The sequence below is a fragment of the Acidaminococcus hominis genome, assembly GCF_022484025.1.
Lineage (GTDB): Bacteria > Bacillota > Negativicutes > Acidaminococcales > Acidaminococcaceae > Acidaminococcus > Acidaminococcus hominis.
In genome coordinates, this window is the sequence record NZ_JAKVMG010000001.1 from 2,561,922 (window position 1) to 2,583,223 (window position 21,302).

The 21,302-nt window shown below is 50.0% G+C and carries 30 protein-coding genes; all 30 read left to right on the forward strand.

The window, feature by feature from the left end:
- The first annotated feature begins 57 nt into the window (after window positions 1–57).
- The 30 genes from LKE88_RS11630 (at window position 58) to LKE88_RS11775 (ending at window position 21,302) form a co-directional block, all read left to right on the forward strand.
- Window positions 58–471, forward strand: a complete 414-nt coding sequence (locus LKE88_RS11630) for a single-stranded DNA-binding protein (protein WP_276803659.1) — start codon at window positions 58–60, stop codon at window positions 469–471.
- Between the two features lie 339 nt (window positions 472–810).
- Window positions 811–1,224, forward strand: a complete 414-nt coding sequence (locus LKE88_RS11635; RefSeq protein ID WP_276803660.1) for a DUF1064 domain-containing protein — start codon at window positions 811–813, stop codon at window positions 1,222–1,224.
- 277 nt (window positions 1,225–1,501) lie between these two features.
- Entirely contained in the window at window positions 1,502–1,681 is a 180-nt protein-coding gene (locus LKE88_RS11640) for a hypothetical protein (RefSeq protein WP_276803661.1), read from the forward strand.
- Window positions 1,678–1,956 carry a hypothetical protein gene (locus tag LKE88_RS11645; RefSeq protein WP_276803663.1) on the forward strand — a complete coding sequence of 93 codons (279 nt, stop codon included), beginning with the start codon at window positions 1,678–1,680 and terminating at the stop codon, window positions 1,954–1,956. Before LKE88_RS11640 ends, LKE88_RS11645 begins: the two co-directional genes overlap by 4 nt.
- Window positions 1,957–2,136: 180 nt before the next feature.
- Entirely contained in the window at window positions 2,137–2,577 is a 441-nt protein-coding gene (locus tag LKE88_RS11650) for a DUF3310 domain-containing protein (RefSeq protein WP_276803664.1), read from the forward strand.
- 17 nt (window positions 2,578–2,594) lie between these two features.
- On the forward strand, window positions 2,595–3,113 hold the full coding sequence (locus LKE88_RS11655; RefSeq protein WP_276803665.1) for a sigma-70 RNA polymerase sigma factor region 4 domain-containing protein: 519 nt from the start codon (window positions 2,595–2,597) through the stop codon (window positions 3,111–3,113).
- 328 nt (window positions 3,114–3,441) lie between these two features.
- Window positions 3,442–3,885 (forward strand): GREB1-related protein, encoded by a 444-nt coding sequence (locus LKE88_RS11660; RefSeq protein ID WP_338076940.1) that lies wholly within the window; start codon window positions 3,442–3,444, stop codon window positions 3,883–3,885.
- A 22-nt stretch (window positions 3,886–3,907) separates the two neighbouring features.
- Window positions 3,908–4,258: a hypothetical protein gene (locus LKE88_RS11665; RefSeq protein ID WP_276803669.1), complete on the forward strand. Its 351-nt coding sequence runs from the start codon at window positions 3,908–3,910 to the stop codon at window positions 4,256–4,258.
- Window positions 4,255–5,496, forward strand: coding sequence for a PBSX family phage terminase large subunit (locus LKE88_RS11670; RefSeq protein WP_276803671.1), 1,242 nt, complete (start codon window positions 4,255–4,257; stop codon window positions 5,494–5,496). The genes LKE88_RS11665 and LKE88_RS11670 overlap by 4 nt, the downstream gene beginning before the upstream one ends.
- A gap of 18 nt (window positions 5,497–5,514) precedes the next feature.
- Complete coding sequence (locus LKE88_RS11675) at window positions 5,515–6,984, forward strand: phage portal protein (protein WP_276803672.1); 1,470 nt, start codon at window positions 5,515–5,517, stop codon at window positions 6,982–6,984.
- Window positions 6,981–8,036: a minor capsid protein gene (locus tag LKE88_RS11680; RefSeq protein WP_276803673.1), complete on the forward strand. Its 1,056-nt coding sequence runs from the start codon at window positions 6,981–6,983 to the stop codon at window positions 8,034–8,036. Before LKE88_RS11675 ends, LKE88_RS11680 begins: the two co-directional genes overlap by 4 nt.
- Window positions 8,037–8,180: 144 nt before the next feature.
- Window positions 8,181–8,744: a phage scaffolding protein gene (locus LKE88_RS11685; protein ID WP_276803675.1), complete on the forward strand. Its 564-nt coding sequence runs from the start codon at window positions 8,181–8,183 to the stop codon at window positions 8,742–8,744.
- A gap of 14 nt (window positions 8,745–8,758) precedes the next feature.
- Window positions 8,759–9,679, forward strand: a complete 921-nt coding sequence (locus tag LKE88_RS11690) for a hypothetical protein (protein WP_276803677.1) — start codon at window positions 8,759–8,761, stop codon at window positions 9,677–9,679.
- Window positions 9,680–9,691: 12 nt separating this feature from the next.
- Window positions 9,692–9,853, forward strand: coding sequence for a hypothetical protein (locus LKE88_RS11695; RefSeq protein WP_276803679.1), 162 nt, complete (start codon window positions 9,692–9,694; stop codon window positions 9,851–9,853).
- Between the two features lie 11 nt (window positions 9,854–9,864).
- Window positions 9,865–10,227 (forward strand): hypothetical protein, encoded by a 363-nt coding sequence (locus LKE88_RS11700; protein WP_276803680.1) that lies wholly within the window; start codon window positions 9,865–9,867, stop codon window positions 10,225–10,227.
- Window positions 10,203–10,565, forward strand: a complete 363-nt coding sequence (locus tag LKE88_RS11705; RefSeq protein ID WP_276803681.1) for a hypothetical protein — start codon at window positions 10,203–10,205, stop codon at window positions 10,563–10,565. Before LKE88_RS11700 ends, LKE88_RS11705 begins: the two co-directional genes overlap by 25 nt.
- Window positions 10,565–11,050, forward strand: a complete 486-nt coding sequence (locus LKE88_RS11710; RefSeq protein ID WP_276803682.1) for an HK97 gp10 family phage protein — start codon at window positions 10,565–10,567, stop codon at window positions 11,048–11,050. The genes LKE88_RS11705 and LKE88_RS11710 overlap by 1 nt, the downstream gene beginning before the upstream one ends.
- Window positions 11,051–11,052: 2 nt before the next feature.
- On the forward strand, window positions 11,053–11,490 hold the full coding sequence (locus LKE88_RS11715; RefSeq protein WP_276803684.1) for a phage tail terminator family protein: 438 nt from the start codon (window positions 11,053–11,055) through the stop codon (window positions 11,488–11,490).
- 5 nt (window positions 11,491–11,495) lie between these two features.
- Window positions 11,496–11,705 carry a hypothetical protein gene (locus tag LKE88_RS11720; protein ID WP_276803685.1) on the forward strand — a complete coding sequence of 70 codons (210 nt, stop codon included), beginning with the start codon at window positions 11,496–11,498 and terminating at the stop codon, window positions 11,703–11,705.
- A gap of 14 nt (window positions 11,706–11,719) precedes the next feature.
- Window positions 11,720–13,078 carry a phage tail sheath family protein gene (locus LKE88_RS11725; RefSeq protein WP_276803687.1) on the forward strand — a complete coding sequence of 453 codons (1,359 nt, stop codon included), beginning with the start codon at window positions 11,720–11,722 and terminating at the stop codon, window positions 13,076–13,078.
- Between the two features lie 13 nt (window positions 13,079–13,091).
- Window positions 13,092–13,574, forward strand: coding sequence for a phage tail tube protein (locus tag LKE88_RS11730; RefSeq protein WP_276803688.1), 483 nt, complete (start codon window positions 13,092–13,094; stop codon window positions 13,572–13,574).
- A gap of 60 nt (window positions 13,575–13,634) precedes the next feature.
- A complete protein-coding gene (locus tag LKE88_RS11735) occupies window positions 13,635–14,072 on the forward strand; it encodes a phage tail assembly chaperone (RefSeq protein WP_022227403.1) in 438 nt (145 codons plus the stop codon).
- 35 nt (window positions 14,073–14,107) lie between these two features.
- Window positions 14,108–14,242, forward strand: a complete 135-nt coding sequence (locus LKE88_RS11740) for a hypothetical protein (protein WP_276803691.1) — start codon at window positions 14,108–14,110, stop codon at window positions 14,240–14,242.
- 18 nt (window positions 14,243–14,260) lie between these two features.
- Complete coding sequence (locus LKE88_RS11745) at window positions 14,261–16,273, forward strand: tape measure protein (RefSeq protein WP_276803693.1); 2,013 nt, start codon at window positions 14,261–14,263, stop codon at window positions 16,271–16,273.
- Window positions 16,270–16,989, forward strand: coding sequence for a hypothetical protein (locus LKE88_RS11750; RefSeq protein WP_276803695.1), 720 nt, complete (start codon window positions 16,270–16,272; stop codon window positions 16,987–16,989). Before LKE88_RS11745 ends, LKE88_RS11750 begins: the two co-directional genes overlap by 4 nt.
- Window positions 16,986–18,575 (forward strand): XkdQ/YqbQ family protein, encoded by a 1,590-nt coding sequence (locus LKE88_RS11755; RefSeq protein ID WP_276803697.1) that lies wholly within the window; start codon window positions 16,986–16,988, stop codon window positions 18,573–18,575. Before LKE88_RS11750 ends, LKE88_RS11755 begins: the two co-directional genes overlap by 4 nt.
- A gap of 11 nt (window positions 18,576–18,586) precedes the next feature.
- Window positions 18,587–18,994: a DUF2577 domain-containing protein gene (locus LKE88_RS11760; RefSeq protein WP_276803699.1), complete on the forward strand. Its 408-nt coding sequence runs from the start codon at window positions 18,587–18,589 to the stop codon at window positions 18,992–18,994.
- Between the two features lie 4 nt (window positions 18,995–18,998).
- Complete coding sequence (locus LKE88_RS11765) at window positions 18,999–19,430, forward strand: DUF2634 domain-containing protein (RefSeq protein WP_276803701.1); 432 nt, start codon at window positions 18,999–19,001, stop codon at window positions 19,428–19,430.
- Between the two features lie 43 nt (window positions 19,431–19,473).
- Window positions 19,474–20,538, forward strand: a complete 1,065-nt coding sequence (locus LKE88_RS11770) for a baseplate J/gp47 family protein (protein ID WP_276803702.1) — start codon at window positions 19,474–19,476, stop codon at window positions 20,536–20,538.
- Window positions 20,538–21,302, forward strand: a complete 765-nt coding sequence (locus tag LKE88_RS11775; RefSeq protein ID WP_276803704.1) for a putative phage tail protein — start codon at window positions 20,538–20,540, stop codon at window positions 21,300–21,302. The genes LKE88_RS11770 and LKE88_RS11775 overlap by 1 nt, the downstream gene beginning before the upstream one ends.

Consider the following 21,302-nt stretch of genomic DNA (forward strand, 5'->3'; position numbering starts at 1 on the left):
GTTCGGGAGCTGTATCCATTTTGGAAATAGCTCCCGCTGTGGGAAGGAGAATGAAGAATGAATAGAATCATCTTAATGGGACGTTTAGTGAAGGATCCGGATGTGAAAGTCACCACCAGCGGGAAAACGGTATGCACGTTTACCCTGGCGGTTGACAGACCGTTTGCCGGGAAGGACGGAAAGCGGGAAGCCGACTTCATCAACATTCAGACGTGGAACAAAACCGCGGAGGTGGTCGGGAACAACGTCAGCAAGGGGCAAAGGCTTCTGGTCGAAGGCCGGTTACAGATTCGCAAATACCAGGACAAGCAAGGCCAAAATCGGACTGTGAGCGAAGTTGTAGCCGACAGAGTGGAATTTATTGAGCGGAAAGAAAAAGACGCTCATACGCCAAATTCTGTGGCAGGGGGCGGCTTTGAAAGCATGGGGCAGGATGTGACGAGCCAGTTCGATGAAGAAATTCCGTTCTGAGGGGCGATATTATGAGAGATTTTATCATTTCCGCTGTGGTCGGAGGTGTTATTTCAGTCATGATCCTGGCGTGTATCCTGATCAACCGAGGCGGAGACGGTGAACACTGAGAAGGGTAACGAAAAGCTGGAACAGGAGGGTGTGAATTCATGAGTTCAAAATATAACGTTGAAATTGAAGGCTTCCTTAAATCGAGAACCTGTCCGGTCTGTGGCAAAACATTTTACGTACACGCCATGGATACGTGGACGTACAAAACTTACAACAAGCAGAAGAAAGGAAGTGCGGACTTCTGCTCGTGGCATTGTTTGAGGGCCTTTCAAAAGATGGGGGATTGAGATGCAGGCAAAGAAAGTAACTGTCGGCGGAATCCTTTTTGATTCCAAGACTGAAGCGGACTATTACATATTTCTTCGCTACCAAGAAAAGACAGGGGTCATCTCTGATTTGAGATGCCACCCCCGATATGAGTTAATCCCGGCAATCACGACGATGCAGGGGAAACGTCAGAGGGCAATCAACTACATCCTGGATTTCGACTACATCCGGGACGGGAAAAGGGTTGCAGTGGACGTAAAAGGCTGGGCCATGGAGGATGCCCAGCTGAAACGAAAGCTGTTTCAGTGGAAATATCCCACCATCGAGTTGCAGTGGGTGGCCAAGAGTTTGAAGTGGGGCCATGCAGGATGGATTGATTATGATGAACTGCAAACCCTGCGGAGAAGGGCAAAGAGGAGGAGCCTGGGAAAATGAAAGCATGGAAGAAGTGGGGCCGCTTCCGATTTAAACGGCCACCGGCTGAAAACAGCTTAAAGGACTTGCGAGAAATACGCCAGGGTTTCAAGGCGCACAAAAGAGCACTGTCCGCCGCACGTCCCCGGGGATTAACTAGATTCTGGAAGGAATACAGGATGGTCATGAAGAAACGGGCGTGGGTTTTTACTATGTATGGCAATGTATCTGGGAGAATGAGGACGTTAAAGGCTGCGTGTGAAGAGCATGGCATTAGGCTGAGAAAGGAGAAAACATCATGAGTAAAAAGAAATGGCCGTGGATTGCTGTGGATGTGAGCGAGGTTTTAGACGAGGATGGTGTTTTCCTCGTGCTGAGACAGTGCGAGGATGGTTTCCCGGAAATCTCAGTTTGTTACGACAATGAATTTGATGCACAAGCAGAAGCGGCTGAAAGGAACGCCGAGGAGGAACAATGAGAGCATGGAAAAAATGGAACGCTGAGTGGAGTCTGAGAGCCAAGAGCGATGTAAAAGCGATACGTCAGCTTGTAAAAAAGCACAAAAAACTGTATTCAAAATTTCGCCCATTCAAAGGGTATTGTCGGGAATACAGGAACAGAAATACCAGAAAAAGGATGATGCAGAAAGCATGGAAATTGATTGCGAAAAACGTGCCGTGGATTCCGGGAAAATCCTTTTTGGAGATGCCCGGTGGGACAGGGAAAGTAACGAATGAAGGAGTAGAGCCATGAAAGCACATTCAGTCTGGAAAGTCGTGAAGCGGGACGTTGTATGGGTGCTACAACGATATGTATACGCCACGGGAAAAACACAGACGTATCCGGCAAGGTTCGGTATGAGAATGTTCGCTACCGAAAAGGCGAAAGAGCTTAATCGTGCTGAAAGGGAAGCTGAAAGGAGAGCAAGGGAAAATGGATAAAAACGAAGCGTTGAAAATCATGGATGGGCTTAGAGCGATCAAGAAGCATTGCGAAAAATTCGACCCTTGTACGGAATGTGAATTTAACAATGGCGCTATATGCATCATGGAAAAGTTAGGGAAGACGCCGGTCCCCTATTGGAACCTTGAAGAATTAGAATACAAACTTAATAAGGCAATTGAGACGGAAGAAAAACAACAGCATGAAGCGGTTCAACAAGATATGATTCACCACCCTGGTCATTACAATTTCCGGGGGATGGAGTGCAAGGACTTCATCGAGAAATTCGTTGCTGACCCGAAATCCTACTACGAGGGAAACATTTTCAAGTATCTGTATCGGTACCTGGAAAAGAACAAAGAAGAAGATCTGAACAAGGCCATGGAGTACACGAGGCTGTTAAAAGAGTACATGTACGGCAAGAAAGATTAAAAAACGGAGGGGATCCAATGGGAATCTATTACAATTCATACGAACTGGATCTGAAGCACCAGCTTCAGCACTATGTCGAATGGAAGGTGTTCATCGAAAACCAGAAAGAGGTCTTGAACAATATGAGAATGGAAATCTCATTGGAGCCCGTTCCAAAAACGACCAAGTTCGGATATGATGCCGGTGGAGGAGGATGGGACAAGCCCAGCCAAGAAGAAATGTACGTTTTTCGGAAAGATGAAAGAGAGCATCGCTACGAAGTAAAGCTGATGCAAGTAAAGCAGCTCGAAAGCCAGCTCAGGATCCTGGATAACTGCCTGGAAGCACTGACAGGGACGGAAGCTCAAATCGTAAAGGACAGATTCATCTACGGAAAGAAATGGGAAGCTGTTGCCATTGGAGCCGGGTGCAACGAGAAAACATGCAGGGATAAGGCACACAGAGCAATCAGTAAGATGTCGAGGATGGTCTATGCGGAAGCCGGACCATCTCAAACCAATTTGAAATTCTTCCCAACTGGGTTGCCGGTTAGCTGACAGCCCCAATTTTGTGAATGTGGATAACTATGCGGAAATGTGGATAACTTAAAATAAAACTGAATTTCTGTTTTATTACCGTCTTTTTACTGTAAAATGACCGAATTACACCCACTATAGCCGCAGTTTCGGTGCTATACTAGTAATCGTGAAGGCAGGGACAATCTGTTCCATGTTCATCACTCCTAACGTACAACTTCATAGGGAAAAGGCACTTTCTAGGTCTGTGAAAGTGCCTTTTTTCGTGTCTGAAAAAGGGGTGCGAAATGAAAAACATAGCTGACAAGATTATAGAAAAGAAAATCGAGGAAGTTGTTCCTTTTTGCAGATGCTCGATTCTGACAGCCGGATCTTGACTGTAGCCATGGCCCAGGGTGGGGACTTCATCGGCGGGTTGAAAAGCGGGAACTGGAAGAAGCCGATCATGCGGAAAGCTATGAACACCTTTTTCTGTGATGTGACAAGGCGGTTTGATTTTCTGGGACGGGTGAACGAGGACGTAAACACTTACACGGTATTGGGGCAAAGGGGGAAGCTGTTATTCAGCTTTCGAAACTTTTCAATCACTCAAAAGACGACGCAGAAGAACAAGGGCGGCATGACTGAACAGTACCTGGATGCAGGAACGTATGTAAAGAGCTTTTACAGCGTTATGATGTCCCCGTCATGTGTCAAGATTGCCGGGCTGAATTCGACTCATGCAAGAATTCATCACCAGGTTAGGTGGGAAAACTGCGTGCCGAAGATACTAAACGAGAAGTGGAAAAAATAAGACGGAAAAGGGGGGTGAAGCCATGCCAGCAGGGAGGCCGGAAAAACCAATAGACAAAAAAACATTTGAGAAGTTGTGCGGAATGCAAGCCACAGAAGAAGAAATCTGCGGCTTTTTTGATGTAACGGATAAAACGCTGGCGAAATGGTGCCAGAAAACGTATGGATTGAAATTTTCCGAAGTTTTCAAGATAAAAAGGGGAATCGGGAAAATTTCTCTGCGCCGAACTCAATGGCAACTGTCCCAGAGGTCTGCCGCTATGGCCATTTTCCTGGGCAAGAACTACCTGGGGCAGAGCGATGATCCGAACAAGGTGGAAAGCTCCAGTGATGGCCCAGTGATTATTACGGGGGAGGATGAAATACAGCCATGAATACGATAGTTCGCCTTCCCGAAGTAGTGGGAGGCCATTACGGGGAGTTCTGGCGGTTCTGTGGAAGGTACAGGATCGTGAAAGGCAGCCGGGCCAGTAAGAAAAGCAAGACTGCGGCTATATGGTACATTTACAATCTGATGAAGTATCCAGACGCCAATCTGCTGGTGGTACGGAAGGTATACAGGACTCTTCAAAACAGTTGCTTTTCAGATCTGTGCTGGGCCATTAGACGGCTGAGAGTCGAAAAATACTGGAAGGTTACCAAAAGCCCCTTGGAGCTGGTTTACATTCCAACAGGGCAGAGGATCCTTTTCGTGGGTCTGGACGACCCGTTGAAGATTACGTCAATCAGTGTTCCCAAAGGCGTGTTGTGTTGGCTGTGGCTAGAAGAAGCCTACGAGGTGACCAGCGAGGAAGCGTTCGACAGGCTGGATGAATCAATCCGTGGTCAGCTTCCCCCGGGGCTTTTTACCCAGCTGACGTTGACGTTCAACCCGTGGTCTGACAAGTGCTGGATCAAGAAACGGTTTTTCGATGTGAAGGACCCGAACGTCCTGGCAATCACGACCAACTACATGATGAACGAGTTCCTGTCCGAGTCCGACCATGCGTTGTTCGAGCAGATGAAGAAGAATCCACGGCGTTACCGTGTGGCTGGCCTGGGTGACTGGGGCGTGGTTGATGGGCTGGTGTATGACAGTTACGAGGAACAGGTTTTCAATATCGATGAGGTTCGGAAACGTCCTGGCGTTAAATCCGCATTTGGACTGGACTTCGGCTATACAAACGACCCTACAGCCTTGTTCTGCGGGCTGGTAGACAAGGGAAGCCGCTGTATCTATGTGTTCGATGAGATGTACGAACGAGGGCTGACCAACGCCAGAATTGCCGAGAAAATCATGGGCATGGGGTACGCCAAGGAAAGGATTATCGCAGATTCTGCCGAGCCAAAGAGCATTGCCGAACTGCTGGAAGCAGGGCTGTACAGGATTCACCCGAGCCGGAAGGGCAAGGACAGCATTAACAACGGTATCCAGAGGATACAGGATTATCATATTATCGTCCATCCCCGGTGTGTGAATTTCTTGATGGAGATTTCCACCTACTGTTGGGACCGTGACAAGCAGACAGACCAGCTCATCAACAAGCCGGTTGACTACAATAACCATCTGATGGATGCCATGAGATATGCAATCATGGATGCTGTCCGGGACGATGGTTTTTCTTTCGATTGAGGTGATAGAGTGTTTTTAATGGGGACAATCAATGCTTTCTGGGACGGGCTTATCAAGCAGGGATCCCAGAGCGGCATGAACGAAGTGGAATTTCTCGAAGAGGAGCTGCGCCGATGGCTGACCAGCAAGAAACGGGCTGATATGCTCACGGGCATGGCCTACTACGGTGACCGGCAGGATATCGAGAGGAAAGAGCGAATGATGATCGGGCCGGATGGGGGCAGGGTGCCTGTCCACAATCTGCCGAATTTCAAGATCATGGACAACCAGTACGGCATCCTGGTGGACCAGAAATGTAACTATCTGCTGGGGAAACCTGTCGAATTAAAAACCGAAGGACAGGATGACCGATACACCGCCGAGCTGGATAAGATTTTCGACGATGAATACGCCGAAACACTCCAGGCCACCGGCGAAAATGCTTTGAACTGCGGGATTTCCTGGCAGTTCGTTTACATTGATACGGAAGGGCAGTTGAGAGTTCGGATGCTACGTGGTGACCGGGTTCTGGCCTTTTGGAGAGACGATGAGCATAAACAACTCGATGCCGCCCTTTACGTATATCCTGTGACCGTTTACCGGGGGAGGACCCCGGATACAGTAATTAAGTGCGAATACTACACGACTAACGGGGTGCGGTATTTCGTATTCGACAACGACAAGTTACTTCCGGATAATGACAAAACCGATGCGGCATATATGACCGTCGAGGGCCAGCCTATGAACTGGTCAAGGGTGCCCTTGATAGCATTCAAACGGGACCGGCACGAACAGCCGCTGATCTGTAAGGTGAAATGCTTGCAGGATGCGTTAAATCAGCTGACGAGCTGGTTCGCTGATACAACCAGCGAGGATATTCGCAGTACCATCCTGGTGCTGTACAATTACGACGGCGAGAAGCTGAGCGACTTCCGGCGAAATCTGATGGCCTATGGTGCTATCAAGATTCGGAGGGATGATGGCCAAAACGGTGGCGTAGAAGCCCTGCACATCGAGGTGAATCCCCAGAATTTCGAACTGATTCAGAAACTACTCAAAAGGGCAATTATCGAAAATGGCCGAGGGTTTGATGCAAAGGACGAAAGATTCACCTCTGGGGATGCAAACAAGATGAATATCCAGGCGGCCTACAGTGATATTGATCTGGATGCCAACCAGATGGAGGTCCAGTTCAAGGCTTCTTTGCGGAGGCTGATGTGGTTCGTAAACACCTACCTGCAGACTATCAAAGGTGTGGCCCCTACTTCCGATGTCACCTTCGTCTTCAATCGGGATATGCTGACCAACGAGAGCGAAACGATTAACAACTGCCGTAACTCCGTGGGTATTATCAGCAACGAAACCATTGTAGCCAACCACCCGTGGACAGAGGATACCCAGCAGGAGCTGGAACGGTTGAAGAAGGAAAAACAAGAAGCTATGGACGACTTGATGGGCGGTGACTATGCCGCACCACCTGGCCAGGATAAACCGCCCCAGGGTGAATGATCATGAGTTACTGGGAGAAACGTTTCGAGCGAATGAAAGCCCTTGAGATGCAAAAGGCCGATGTTTGCAAGGCAGATTTGAAAAAGGTCTATGAGGAAGCCTTGCAGAAGTGCTTGAAAGAGGTTGAATCGTGGTATCAGAGATATGCGGACGAGAACGGCATCAGTTATGCTGATGCCCAGAAGATTCTCAACGCAAGGGAGCTGAAAGCCTTTAAGATGGATCTCCGTGAATATCGGAAGCTGGCCAAACAGGAGGGGCTTTCAAAAGAGGTTCAAAAGATGTTGGACCAGGCGTCCATCCGGGCCAGGCTGACAAAGGCCCAGGAACTGCTGATTAAAACGCAGATGTACTGCGAGAGGGTAGCGAAGGCACAGGAATTTAACATCAGTGATACTTTGATGGATGTGTACGAAGATTCCAACTACCGTGCTGCGTATGAGATTCAGCGGATGAGGGGGAAATTCGAAACCTTCTCAGCGGTTCCGGAAACCCAGATTGAAAAGGCCATCAATACACGCTGGGCGGCTGATGGAAAGGATTTTTCTTCCAGGATATGGGAGAATAAGGACAAGCTGGTAAACACGCTCAGAAACGAAATTTCGAGGTCGTTGCTACTGAAAGAAGGCACAGGGCCAATGGCTGAAAGGATTTCCAAGCAGTTCAACGTGTCGTACCACAATGCGGAACGCCTGGTGGAAACAGAAACGGCCTATGTACAGGAATCGGCTATGCTGGATACCTATGACCGACTGGGGGTTGATAAATACGAAATCGTGGCAACCCTGGACAACCGTACGACTGAAATCTGCCGCCACATGGACGGAAAGGTTTTTGACAAGAAGGGGGCAAAGCCTGGTGTGACCATGCCCCCGTTCCATTGCTATTGCAGGTCTACCACGGTTCCATACATCGATGGGGTGACAGATGAGGAAGAAAAGGGAACCAGAGCGGCAAGGAAAAATGGAACCGGCAAGACGGTATTTGTTCCTGGAAATCTGACCTATCAAAAGTGGGTAGAAAAGTACGTAAAACCAACAAAGAGCGACTGAAAAATGAATGCAGGTTTGTAGAGCAGGTTCTTGGAACCTGCTTTTTTCATGCCTTTCCAGTACCGCAGGCGAAAAAGAACGGGACTGCAAATGCCAGGTGTGGCTGGCGAAAATCAAGCGAAGCGAGAAGAAAGGACAACGAAAATGACCAAAGAAGAACTGAAAGCATTGGGGATTCCGGATGATGTGGCCGACCGGATTGTCGAGGACTATGGCAAGAATTATGTCAGCAAAGCCCAGTTCAACACGAAGCTGGAAGAACTGAAAGCGGCAAAGGCCGAAAAGGAAGCCATGGTCAAGGAAGTGGATGGGCTGAGAAAATCCAACAAGGACAACGAAGCCCTGGCCGCTCAAATCGACGAGATGAAGAAAGCCGCAAAAGAGCGGGAAAAGCAGTACCAGGACAGCATGAACCAGTTCAAGCTGGATTCCGCCATCGAAATGGCGCTGACTACTGCAAAAGCCCGTAACCCGAAAGCAGCCCGTGCCTTGCTTGATGGTGGAAAGCTGAAAATCAACGAGGACGGGACCGTCAGTGGCCTGGATGAACAGATCAAGGCACTGAAAGAATCTGATGCTTATATGTTCGAAGATGGCACCGTCAAAGCCGGGGGCATTGAACCTGGAAACCCTGGTGGGAAAGACGATGCTGGAACCGGGGACGAAGCAAGTATTGCCAAAGAGTTTGGTGCCGCCCTCGGCCTGTAAGAAAGGAGTATTAAATGCCTATTAACACGCTTGAAATGACGAAAATCTTCCAGACGAAACTGGACGAACAAATGCAGGTAGGGGCCACCTCCGGCTGGATGGAAGCCAATGCCGGGAAGGTTGTCTACAACGGTGGCGATACCGTCAAGATGCCTGAAATCAGCACCAGCGGCCTGGCCAATTACGACCGTGACAAAGGCTTCGTGCAGGGTGCTGTGACTCTGAAATACAGAGATTACAAGATGACCCAGGACCGGGGCCGTACTTTCCATCTGGATGCTATGGACGTGAACGAATCTAACTTCATCGCATCTGCTGGCAACGTGATGGGGAAATTCCAGCGTGACAGCGTTATCCCCGAAGTAGACGCTTATCGTTACTCCAAGATCGCCGCACTGCTGAAAGGTGCCGGGCAGGTGAAGGATGCTTTCACCCCGACTGCTGCCACCATCCTGGCTGAGCTGGATGCAGAAATTGATGAAGTCGAAGATATTATCGGTGAAAACCAGGGCCTGGTTATTATCATGTCCCCGAAAATCCGCACTATCCTGGATAATGCAGACGGCATTGAAAAGCACATCGATGTGGGTAATTTCACTGTGGGGAAGATTGAAACCCGGGTGAAGATCTACAACGAATTGCCCATCCTGCCCGTGCCCAGTGCCAGAATGAAGACGGAATACGTTATTAAAGACGGTACTACCAGTGGCCAGGAAGCTGGCGGTTTTGCCCCTGCTGAAACTGCAAAGCTGATTAACTGGATCATCATCCCGACCAGCGTTCCTATCGCAATTTCCAAGACTGACAAAATCCGTATTTTCGAACCTAACGTGAACCAGGGCGCAGATGCCTGGAAGCTGGATTACCGGAAATTCCATGACCTGTGGATTCCGTACAATCAGCTGGGTTCTGGCTTCGTGAACATCGGCGCATAAGGGGGCGAGGGTATGATCGCACTGCGCAATCTGAACGTGTTCCGGCTTGTCGAAAGCGAGGAACAGGCGGCAATGCTGGAAATGCAGGGATACGAGCGAGTTACCGGTTATGGCCAGGAAGAAGCCGCAGAGAAAGCCCCTGCACCGAAGAAAACCGCTGCCAAGAAGGAATAGGAGGTTAGGCCATGACCGATGACATTAAGTCTTTGATCAGTTTGGCCACAGGCTATACAGTCACCGATGATGATGCCGCCCTGGTGGATATCCTCTACAAGGCTGAGGTCCGGCACGTGCTGAATTTCTGCAACTTAAACGAGATGCCCCAGGAGCTGGCGGAAGAGGTGGACAAGGTTGTGGCCGGGAAATTCCTGCAAGTCAGGAAAGCGGCTGTATTGGGGGATGCATCGGTATCTGTGGCAACGTCTATCAAAGAGGGGGATACCGAGGTTCAACTGGGCGGAAACACCCCGGAGGAACGGCTGGATTCCCTTATCGCTGTATGGACCGAGGAGCGTGATCTTACATGTTTCAGACGCCTTCGGTGGTGAGAACTGCCCTGGAAGATCTCTACCAGGATACCGCTGTGATCATCACGCAAGAAACAGAAGCCGATAAGGATACGGGAATCGTGACCACAAAAGAGGTCAAGACAGATCCCGTTCCCTGTCGGCTTTCTTATTCCAGCTTCCCAGCAACGGAAAATGATGGTGTTCCCAAGATGGAACAAACGACGAAACTCTTTTTATCTCCCGATGTGGCAGTGACACCGGGGGCTGACATTGATGTCAATCATCTGGGCAAGACACTGCGGTATAAGGCGGCTTCTGTACCTGCCTCGTATGGGAGCCACCAGGAGGTGATCCTAACCGTTCGAGAGGTGTACTAATGGCCAAAGTGAGAGTTTCGCTAAAAGGTTGCCAAAAAATCTACGAGAACGCCCTCAAACTGGGGGATGGAGAAGTACAACAGGCTATGGAAAAATCTGTGGCCACCCTTGCCGGGGTGTATCTGAGAACGGCAAAGAAGAACACTCCGGTGGGCAAGAAGATTGTGCGTAAGGACCCGAAAACAGGAAAGGTTTACCGTTCAAAATCTGAGCATATGCGCAGGTCGTGGGATGTGGGAGAGGTAGAAAAGAAAGCCCTGGGGTACAGCCAGCAGGTTTTCAACTCCGCCTCTTATGCGTCCTACGTGAATGACGGGCATAGGCAGAGACCGGGGCGGTATGTTCCTCTGCTGGGGAAAAGCCTGGTTGCATCCTGGGTGGATGGACTGAACATCACAGAGAAAGCCCAGAAATCTGTCCGGGAGGCTTCTCCGAAGGTCATTAAGCGCAATCTGCGTGCCGTAGAAAAGGGGCTGTTTAAATGATCGTGACAACTGAATTAATCAATGAACTGGCCCGGAAGCTGCACAGCATCCGGGCTTATCCAGTTTATGTGGACGAAATCAAGAACAAGGTACAGTTTCCGTGCTGGCGCATCAAGCTGTTGGACGATGCCAGCGTGAAGTTGGTCGTCGGTGACCGCTATCAGCAGGAAGCCACCTTCGATGTGTGGATGATCCTCAACGAGAGAGGGGAAATCGATGATATTCGGGGACAGGTCATTGCCCTGGCCGAATCCCTTATGTACGAACTGGAATTGATAAGCCTGGAAGATGGAACAAAGGTACGAGGAAGCGACCTGCACTATCGCATCACTGATGGGGTGTTGCACGTGTTCGTGACCTATGCCACGTTCACCCGGAGAATTAAACCGGCTGGCGATGTCATGGAACATCTTGATGTATCCGGCAAGGCGAAAGGATGAAGGAAATGGACGAAGAAAAGACGGGAACGGCTGCGGCTGTGACTGACGAAAAGAAAATGGATGCCCAGACCATCCTGGCATCCAAGAAATATGCACCGCACGTGAATCTGCTGTGGGCAATCCTGGATGACGGCGTGATGTACACCGAAAGCCAGGTGGATCAGATGATCCAGGAAGCCCAGGCCCATGTGGTGACCAAAGACATTAACGAATAAAGGAGGAATGAACAATGGCTTTAGGTGGAGGTACGTGGCTGTTTCAGAATAAAGTGCTGCCGGGCACGTACATTAATTTTGTATCTAAAGTTCGGGCCGAAGCTGAGATTGCCGACCGGGGCTATGGGACCATGGCACTCGAACTTGACTGGGGCCCTAGTGACCAGATCTTCAGAGTGGAAGCTGACGAATTCCAGACGGAATGCCAGAAGATTTTTGGCTATGATTATGGCAGCGACAAGTTGGCCGGGTTGAGGGATCTGTTTCTGAACCTAAAAACTGGTTATTTCTACCGGCTGAATGGGGGCGGCGCAAAAGCGACCTGCACTCTGGGTACTGCTAAATATGCCGGGACCCGGGGAAACGACATTTCCATCGGGGTGCAGGATGATCCCGATACGGACGGGAACAAGGTTGTTTATACCTATCTGACCACAGACGGGGTGCTGAAAACCGTGGACAAGCAGAGCGTAAAAACTTCCGCTGAACTGGTGGACAATGACTACGTAGTTTTCGAAAAAACCGGTGAACTGGCAGTGGCGGCAGCTATGAAGATGGCCGGGGGAACTAACGGTGAAACCGTGACCACGGCAGACTATCAAAAGTACCTTGATTTAATCGAACCGTACTACTTCAACGTAATGGGATATGTCGGGAGTGACACCGAGGTGCAGTCCCTTCTGCTGGCGTTCGTGAAGCGGCTCCGGGATGATGAAGGTAGCAAGTTCCAGGTTGTGCTGTTCGGTGCTGACAAACCGAACTACGAAGGTGTGATCAACATCAACAAGGCCAACGAGGTGACCGACTCCGGGAAGGAAAAGGGTTCCCTGGCATACTGGGTGACTGGTGCGGAAGCGTCCTGCGCCATCAATGCTGATCTGACCAACACCATCTACAATGGCGAGTTTACCGTCAAAACCCAACTGAAGCAGTACGAACTGAAACAGGCCATCAACGATGGTCTGCTGACCTTCCACGTTGTGACTGATCCTGTTGATGGGGATGTTACTGGGGACGTACGGGTGCTGGAAGACATCAACTCTTTCTCCGAGTTCACCAAGACGAAGAACAGTGACTTTGCGCTGAACCAGGTCATCCGGGTACTGGACAACACGGCAATCGACCTGGCTCATGCGTTCAACAAGGTGTATCTGGGGAAAGCCCAGAACAATGACGATGGCCGGGACGCCCTGTGGGCCGATGGGTGTTATATCCTCGAACAGTACCAGAAAGTCGGGGCAATTACCGGGTTTGTGGAAAGCGACCTGGCGAAACCCGTGCAGGGGGACGACAAATCTTCCGTAGTTTGGACGTTCCAGGAACAGCCGGTGGTCAGCATGAAGAAACTGTACGCCACCGTGGTAGTGGCATAAGGGGGTGAAATAGATGCCGGATGCGATTAAAACTATGCTGGCCAAGGACGTAATCAACGCCAAGTTGGCCACGGCTTATATCACCGTGAATGGAAAAAGATACCTGCTTTTCCAGGCAAAGAAGCTGGAAGCGACTATCGAAAAGGAAAAGAAAGAAGTGTCCATTCTGGGCCGGGTACAGAAAGGTAACAAGGCTTATTCTGCGAAAGGCTCCGGAACGCTGGAAATCTATAAGAACACCAACCTGTTCGATGAGATGATCCAGAACTTCGTGGATAATGGCGTCGATACCTACTTCGATATGCAGGTAGTCAATGAGGACCCGACTTCCGATGCTGGGAGAAGAAGTATCATCTTGCAGAACTGCAATATCGACTCTGGTACGATTGCAAACTTTGATGTAGACGGCGATTGGCTGTCCGATTCTATCAAGTTCACGTTCGAGGGCTTCCGGATTGCCCAGAAGTTCAACGAACTGGACGGCATGAACGCTTGATTGAAGGGCAGGGGAAACCCTGCCCTTTCCTTTATAGATTTTCCCAAGGAGGAATAAAAAATGGCTAACGAAAAAAATATGCGTGCGTTCTATCGGGACGCCGTTGAAGAAAATAAATCTGTGTTTTTCCCTGCTTCCAAGCGAATCAAGGATGAAGAAGGCAATCCCGTTATGTGGGAACTGCGTGTCCTGGGTTATGATGAAATCAAGGCAATCACCAAACGAAACACCAAGAACGTCCCCAACAAGGTAACCGGGGCCGCCGAAAAGAGAACCAATGCGGAAGAAGCCGCAATGGAAATGACGCTGGCATCTGTTGTGTTCCCGGATCTGAATGATGCTGATCTGCAAGATTCCTGGGGCGTGGTTGGCTCCGAAGCCCTGCTGAAAGCTATGCTCACCCCTGGCGAAATCGTTGACCTGGAAAACGCTGTCCAGTCTGCGGCTGGTTACAGCACGGAAATGGATGATAAGATTTCTGCGGTAAAAAACTCTTAAAGGGCAATGACGTGGACGCTAATGTGCTTTATTTGATGTTTATCAAATTGCACATTCTGCCCCATGTCTTTTACGAATTGCCCGAGTGGGAACAGGCAGTGATCTATGCGTTCGTTGACGTGTATCTGCAAAATAAGAAAGCTGAAATGCAAAAGCTGAAAAGCAAGTAGGGAGAAAGGATGGACAAAATGGCCAAAATAACAGACACCATCGAACTTATTGACGGGGTTTCCCCTACGTTCGCAAAAATTGCAAGTGCGGCAGAAAACTATGCCAACAGGATGCAGAGCGTTGGGAAAGCAACCCAATCTGCATCTGATTCCGCTGACTATGCGGTGGGGAGGTTTTCCGCTTTGAAGAACGTTTTCGCCGGAAGTTTCCTGGCCAACATGGCCACGGGTGCCCTGGATATGGTCAAGAACCAAATCATGGGAGTTGTGGAACTGGCAGACCATGTAGCCGGGACGAATGCCAGGTTGCAGATGATCTCCGGGAGCCAGGAAAACGTGGTTGCACTGAACAACATGATTTTCGAATCCGCACAGAAAGCCCGTGGGGAATATATGACTATGGCCGACACCGTTGCCAGTCTGTCTGTCAATGCCAGGGATGCCTTCCCGGATCCCCGTGAAACCATAGGATTCGTGGAAGGTCTGCAAAAGCTGTTCGTAATCGGCGGGGCATCTGCCGAAAACCAGAAGTTCGCCCTGCTACAGTTACAACAGGCCCTGTCATCTGGGCGACTCCAAGGTGACGAATTCAGATCTATAACCGAAAACGCCCCTATCCTGCAAGATATGATCGCCAAGACCATGGGCATCACCCGGGGTGAACTGAAAGAGCTTTCCACCCAGGGTGCAATCACGGCTGACATCATCAAGAAAGCTGTCCTGGACAATGCCGATGAAATCGAAGAAAGGTTCGGAAGGATGCCCAAAACCTGGGCTGACCACATGACCGAAATCAAAAACACGGCTATGAGGGCGTTCGGTCCTGTGATTTCTTATTTGTCCAGAATTGCTAACAGCCCTGCAATTAAGACAGCCGTGGGTGGTATCAAGCAGGCCATTACGAGCGTGGCCCCTGTAGTCTATTACGTTGTCGATTTGATCAATAGGGGCATTAATATGGCCGTAGGTGCCTTTTCTGCGGCTTCCAGATTCATCCAACAACATTCTTTTGCTGTACGAGCTGTGCTGATCCTGGCGGCTACGGCCATGGGGATTTTTGCGGCCCAGGCACTGTGGGCGGCTTCCGGTTCCATTGCGGCTGCTGTTGCCACAGGGATGCACGCCGCCGCAAGCGTGGCTGATACCGTGGCCATCTTCATCATGACAGCGGCCACCGAGGGACTGACAGCCGCTTTCATGGGGCTCAATGCTACGATGTTCGCCAGCCCCCTGTTCATCATCCCGGCTGTGATTGTGCTGATCGTCGGGGCTTTGTATCTGGGCGTAGCGGCCTTTAACCACTTCGCAGGTACGTCTATTTCTGCGACTGGGATTGTTGTGGGGGCGTTTTCCTGGGCGTTCGCAATCATCCGTAATATCCTGGTGTTTTTCATCAACATGGCCATATCCGTTGCGAACTTTTTCGCCAGCGTGTGGAACAATCCCCTGGATGCTATTTACAACCTGTTTGCGGATATCTGGAACGGCATCGTTGGGCTGGTTGCCGCCGCCATCAACAACATCATCGACATGATCAATAAAATCCCCGGCATAGACAAGGTGAAGTCTGGGGGCTTTGGTCATGTTGACTGGACGGTACAAACAAGGCAGATTGCCGGGAGGATTGCCAACCCGGTTGAGTATAGCGATCTGACCAGTGCGGCCCAATGGGGATATGAACAAGGTGCAAGCATCGGTCAGATCTCCGTTCCGCAAGTTGGCACCCCTGCTTTCGACCCGAGCAAACTGGAAAACCAGGCCGGTAACATTGCGGGGAACACCGGGAAAGGAGCCGATGCGGCAAAACGTACTGCTGATGCCCTGGATAGTGCCCAGGAAGATCTGCGGTATCTGCGAGAGATTGCCGAACGAGAAGCAATCAACAAGTACACAACGGCCTCTGTGACTATCGAGATGGGCGGCATGACCAACAATATCAGCAATGAAATGGACATTGACGGGGTAGTTGATGTACTGAGCCAGGGACTGCTTCAGAGCATGGCCGCAGGGGCAAGGAAGGTGCACGCATGAGTTACTACTTTTACCTGGGCATGGTGCAATTACCTGTGCCACCGGCCAGGATGGAACTGAAAATCAAAGGGAAAAACCGGGTGATCAATCTGATCAACGAGGGCGAGGCGAACCTGATAAAAGCCCCTGGCCTGTCTGAGGTTGAGTTCGATGCCAGGCTTCCCAACAACCGTTACCCGTGGGCTGACTATGATACAAGCCTTTTGGGCGGGCTCGCTAACTCTTTGATCGCTGGAGCGACCGGAATCGATAACTTTTTCGGCTATAAGAAAGCTGAGTATTTTCTCAATCAGTTCGAAACGCTGAAAACGTCCAAGGAGCCTTTTCAGTTCATCGTCTGTCGAATGGTGGGATTCAACGTTTTGTTTTCAACCAACATGACAGTTACCCTGGAAGATTACAGTATCGTGGAAGATGCTGACAGTGAAGGAACGGACGTTGTGGTGCCTTTAAAGCTGAAAGAGTACCGCTATTTCGGGACCAAGATAGCCAAGATAGAGAAGGACAAGGACGGAGATGAAAAGCTGGTTGTACAGGACAATCGGCCTACAGTCGGAAAGACTATCCCGTCCCTGGCCAAGGTCACCAAGAACGTGACCTGCTATGAAGCCGTAAAGATGCTGACCGGTGGGAAAGTCAACTGGCGGTCTGTGCTGACGAGTAACCTGGTTACCAATCCGCTCCAATCCATGGCGGGGAAGGTGCTGAAATTATGACAGAATCAGCTCAACAGCCCAACACGAACAGTGTGGTCAACTACTCCGGTGGGAACACCGAGGGGCTGACTATGGTTGTTCACGTTAAAAAGACGGATGAATACTTCGTCCCTGCTGTCCTAGATGATCTGCGGCTGGAACTGCATCGAAAGGGTGCCCCTGGGAAAATGACTTTCAAGGTCGTCCGGGATGAAGTCTTGAAAATGGGGTACGGTGACACCATCGATGTAACCTGGAAAGGAAAGCAGTTTTTCCATGGGTTCATCTTCGAAAAGAAGAAAACAAAGAATGATCTGTGGAACGTCACCGCCTATGATCAGATGCGCTATCTGCTGAACAAAGACACGTTTCAATACGTGGCCAGGACGGCTACCCAAGTAATCCGAGAACTGGCGGAAGACTTTGAGTTAAAAGTCGGTGATCTGGACGATACCGGCTATGTAATTCCGAAGCACAGAGATCCGGACGAAACAATCATGGATATGTGCCAGACAGCCCTGGATATCACGTTGATGCAGACCGGCAAAATGTACGTAATCTATGACGACTGCGGGAAGCTGACTTTAAAAGAGATCTCCAAACTCAAGACAGATCTCTATTTTGACGGCGAAACTGCCGGGGGCTATGACTATACCGGGACCATCGACAAAGATACTGCCAATTTGATCAAGCTGGATCTGGACAGTGGTCAGAATGGCCACCAGGTCATATATGCCCCTGCCAATAACGCCGACTATCAAAAATCCCCCACCCGGAAACAGTGGGGGGTATTGCAGTATTACGAAAGCCTGAATCCGTCCGGTATGACCATTGCGCCCCAGGCCCTGGCCAACAAGCTGCTGGAAATGAAGAACCACGTGCGGCGCACTTTCAAGTTGAAAGACCAGGCTGGTGACTTGAGCATCCGGGGCGGCTCCATGGCCTGGCTGAATGTGAACATCGGCGAGGACGATATGGAGGAGAAGAAGGAAGGGCAGGCATATCAAGTGATCGTGGACAGTGTGACGCACAAATTCACGAACAACTGCCACTTGATGGATCTGGATCTAATCGGGAGCTTCCTTAATGGGAAATCTGATTCTTCTTCCGGAAATGCTTCCGGGGCCAATCCAGGTACTGCTTCTTCCGGCTCTGGTTCTGGTTCTGCTTTCGGTTCCGGTAGCGACTTCGGAACTGGGTATTCTTCCGGTTCCAGTCAGACGAACCAGATTCATGAAGGACTCACCCAGGGGGCTGACGCTTGGGTGGGCGCAACGATGGAGAACGGCACCGAAGGGTGTGCCGAAGCTGTCGGGAAGGTTGGAAGCTATTACAGCCCCTTCCTGGCGCAGGAATGCAGGGATGGTGTGGCCAGAGTCCCGACGATGGTAAGTGATGCCGGGAACAACGTGATACCGTTTAACGCCAGCCAGCTCGAAGAAGGAGACGTAATTGTCTATGACGATGATGATCATGTGGTTATCTACGATGGCAATGGCGGTTACGTTGGCAATTCTTCCAGCCGTGACATGGTGGTGAACGGGAGTAATTACTGGGAAATGGATGGGATGCAACCAACCAAAATTATTAAGACGTCCCATTTTTAAGAGGTGATTCGATGAACGCTAAACTTTATCAAGTTATGCAGGAGATGATCGCCCAGAACGTGGGAGACATGAAGCCCTGTGACTATATCCTGGGGACCGTTGAAAGTGTTTCCCCGTTATCTGTGAGAATCAGCAGTAAAGATGTGATATCTTCTGACTTCCTTATTCTCACTGATATGGTCCGGGATTATCAAGTGGATATCTCTGTCAACCACAAGACGGAAAATGCGGCAGGGGGTAGCGGGGAAGCCAAGTACGAATCCCATAACCATGCCTATGTGGGCAGGAAAACAATCACCGTACAAAACGGGCTGAGCGTGGGGGAAGTCGTGATCTTGCTCCGGCAAGCAGGTGCGCAACAATATCTGGTGGTATCTCGGTATGGGATGCACGCCAATATCAGCGGTCAATGGGGGTGAGTAAATGAGCCTTTTACCTGTGGACCCGGCCCGGCCTGTTGGGGCTGTGGCTATTAAGACGACTGAGGTATATCCGAACAAAACGTATCGGATGATGATTGATGATGATCGCATCAGCGGAACAGTCACAGAGAACCTGGAAGCGATTGAACAGGCTGTGTACAAGATCCTGAACACTGAGCGGTATCAGTACATCATTTACAGTTGGAATTATGGGGTGGAGCTGGCCGAGCTTTTCGGCAAGCCCATCCCTTTTGTACTGCCAGAAATCCCTAGAAGGATTAAGGAAGCACTGACCCAGGACGACCGAATCACCGACGTGACTAACTTTGATCTTAGCTACGACAAGGGCGGAAGCGTCCTGGCAAAGTTCACCGTGATTACCATCTACGGAAATCTGCAAGCCCAGAAAGAGGTGAGAATCGCCAATGTATGAGGGACAAACCGAGGACGTGATTGAAAAGCGAATGCTTTCGGTTATGTCTAAAGAGATTGATAAACGAGAAGGTTCCATCGCCTTTGATGCCACTAAACCGGCAGCTATTGAATTTATGCTGATGTATGCGGCCCTGGATTACTTCATGACCAATACGTTCGGGGATACTGCCGACCGTGAACATCTGATTGAGAGAGCCAAAGAGCGGGGCCTGGAACCTTACGAAGCGACTTATGCCTATGTGACTATTGAGGCCACCCCGGCCACGGCTGTACTCCCCATTGGGAGCCGCTATTCCGTTGACGAGCTGAATTATGTCGTCACCAAAAGGCTGACTGCCGGGGGCAATCAGTATATGGCCCAATGTGAAAAATCCGGTACTGCAGGGAACAAGGTCAGCGGCAGGGCAATCCCAATTGACTATGTGGCTGGATTGGAATCCGCAAAAATCGTGAATGTTATCGTGCCTGGTGAAGATGAAGAAGAGACAGAAGCCTTTCGAAAAAGGTATCTGGAAAGCTTCCAAACCCAAGCATACGGTGGGAACATCGCTGACTACCAAGAAAAGGTGAACGCCATCAAAGGGGTGGGTGGAGTTAAGGTCTACCCGGTGTGGGACGGCGGAGGAACGGTGAAAGTTGTGTTCATGACCAGCGAACACAAACCTCCGGAGCCAGAATTCGTAAGCGAGGTACAGGAAGCCCTGGACCCGGTCCCGTATCACCAGCAGGGTGTGGGTATTGCCCCCATCGGGCATCGTGTAACTGTGGAAGCCGCCGCCCAGAGTGCAGTCAACATCGGGCTAAACATTAAATTTCTGGGCACAGATACCTTTTCCACCTGCCTTGCAGATATTACAGCAACCATCCAGGCATATTTTGACGAGCTGAACAAGGGGTGGCAGGACACCGAAGTGGTGACTACAAGCCGGTACGAAAATCGGGGCATTGTTATCCGTATCAGTCAGCTGGAAAGCCGTTTTCTGGCCCGTCCGTATGTGGCCGATATTAGTCACACCACTCTGAACGGGACTGAGGAGAACGCGGAACTGGCAGATAATGCCCTGGCTACTCTTGGGACGGTGACTGATATCAGTGGGGGAGCCTAATGAAAAAAATTACTCGTAAGGTAACGCTGGAAAAATACCTGCCCTGGGTGCTTCAGAATGCTAAAGAAATGAAAGCCATATGCCAAGCTGAAAATGTCGAATTTCAAACTTTGTATGATCAGCTTTGGAGATGGTTCGCGAATACTTTCATCTTTAACACCGACATTGCCGGCGTAGAAAGGTGGGAAAGCATGCTCGGAATTTATCCGCCCCAAAATGCGACTATTTTTGATCGGCAAGCAGCTATCTTTTTAACCGTCAATGGAACAAGGCCATATACCGAAAAATCTTTCGAGAAATTGATTGCTGGAATGTATCACCAAGGTGCTGTAACCCTAAGCGTGGATCCAAACAGTTACACGGTTATCCTTAATCTTGACACTGATATGTCTGAAAGAATCAATGAAGTACGAAGATATGCAAGGCTGATTATTCCTGCAAATATGATTATCCAGGCAGCTAGAATTGTACCTATTGCGAATCCTATGTATGCCGGATCAATCGTGAGAAAACACTGCAGCACAGAAGTGGGCAGACTAGCTGGAGACAAGATCAACAGAAAATCAATTAGTTTCAATGTGGCCCGGGGAATTCATGAAGTAGACTCCAGCGGAAACATTGAAATAACTTTGAATGGGTTGAAGCCGTCAGCGGTGATGGCCCGCAACGAGCAGGAAGTCAGCCCGTCCCCAACTTCTCAAATCGGGGATTCGGACGACCTGTTTTATATCGATTCTGACGGGAATATCCGACAAAAGGAATGA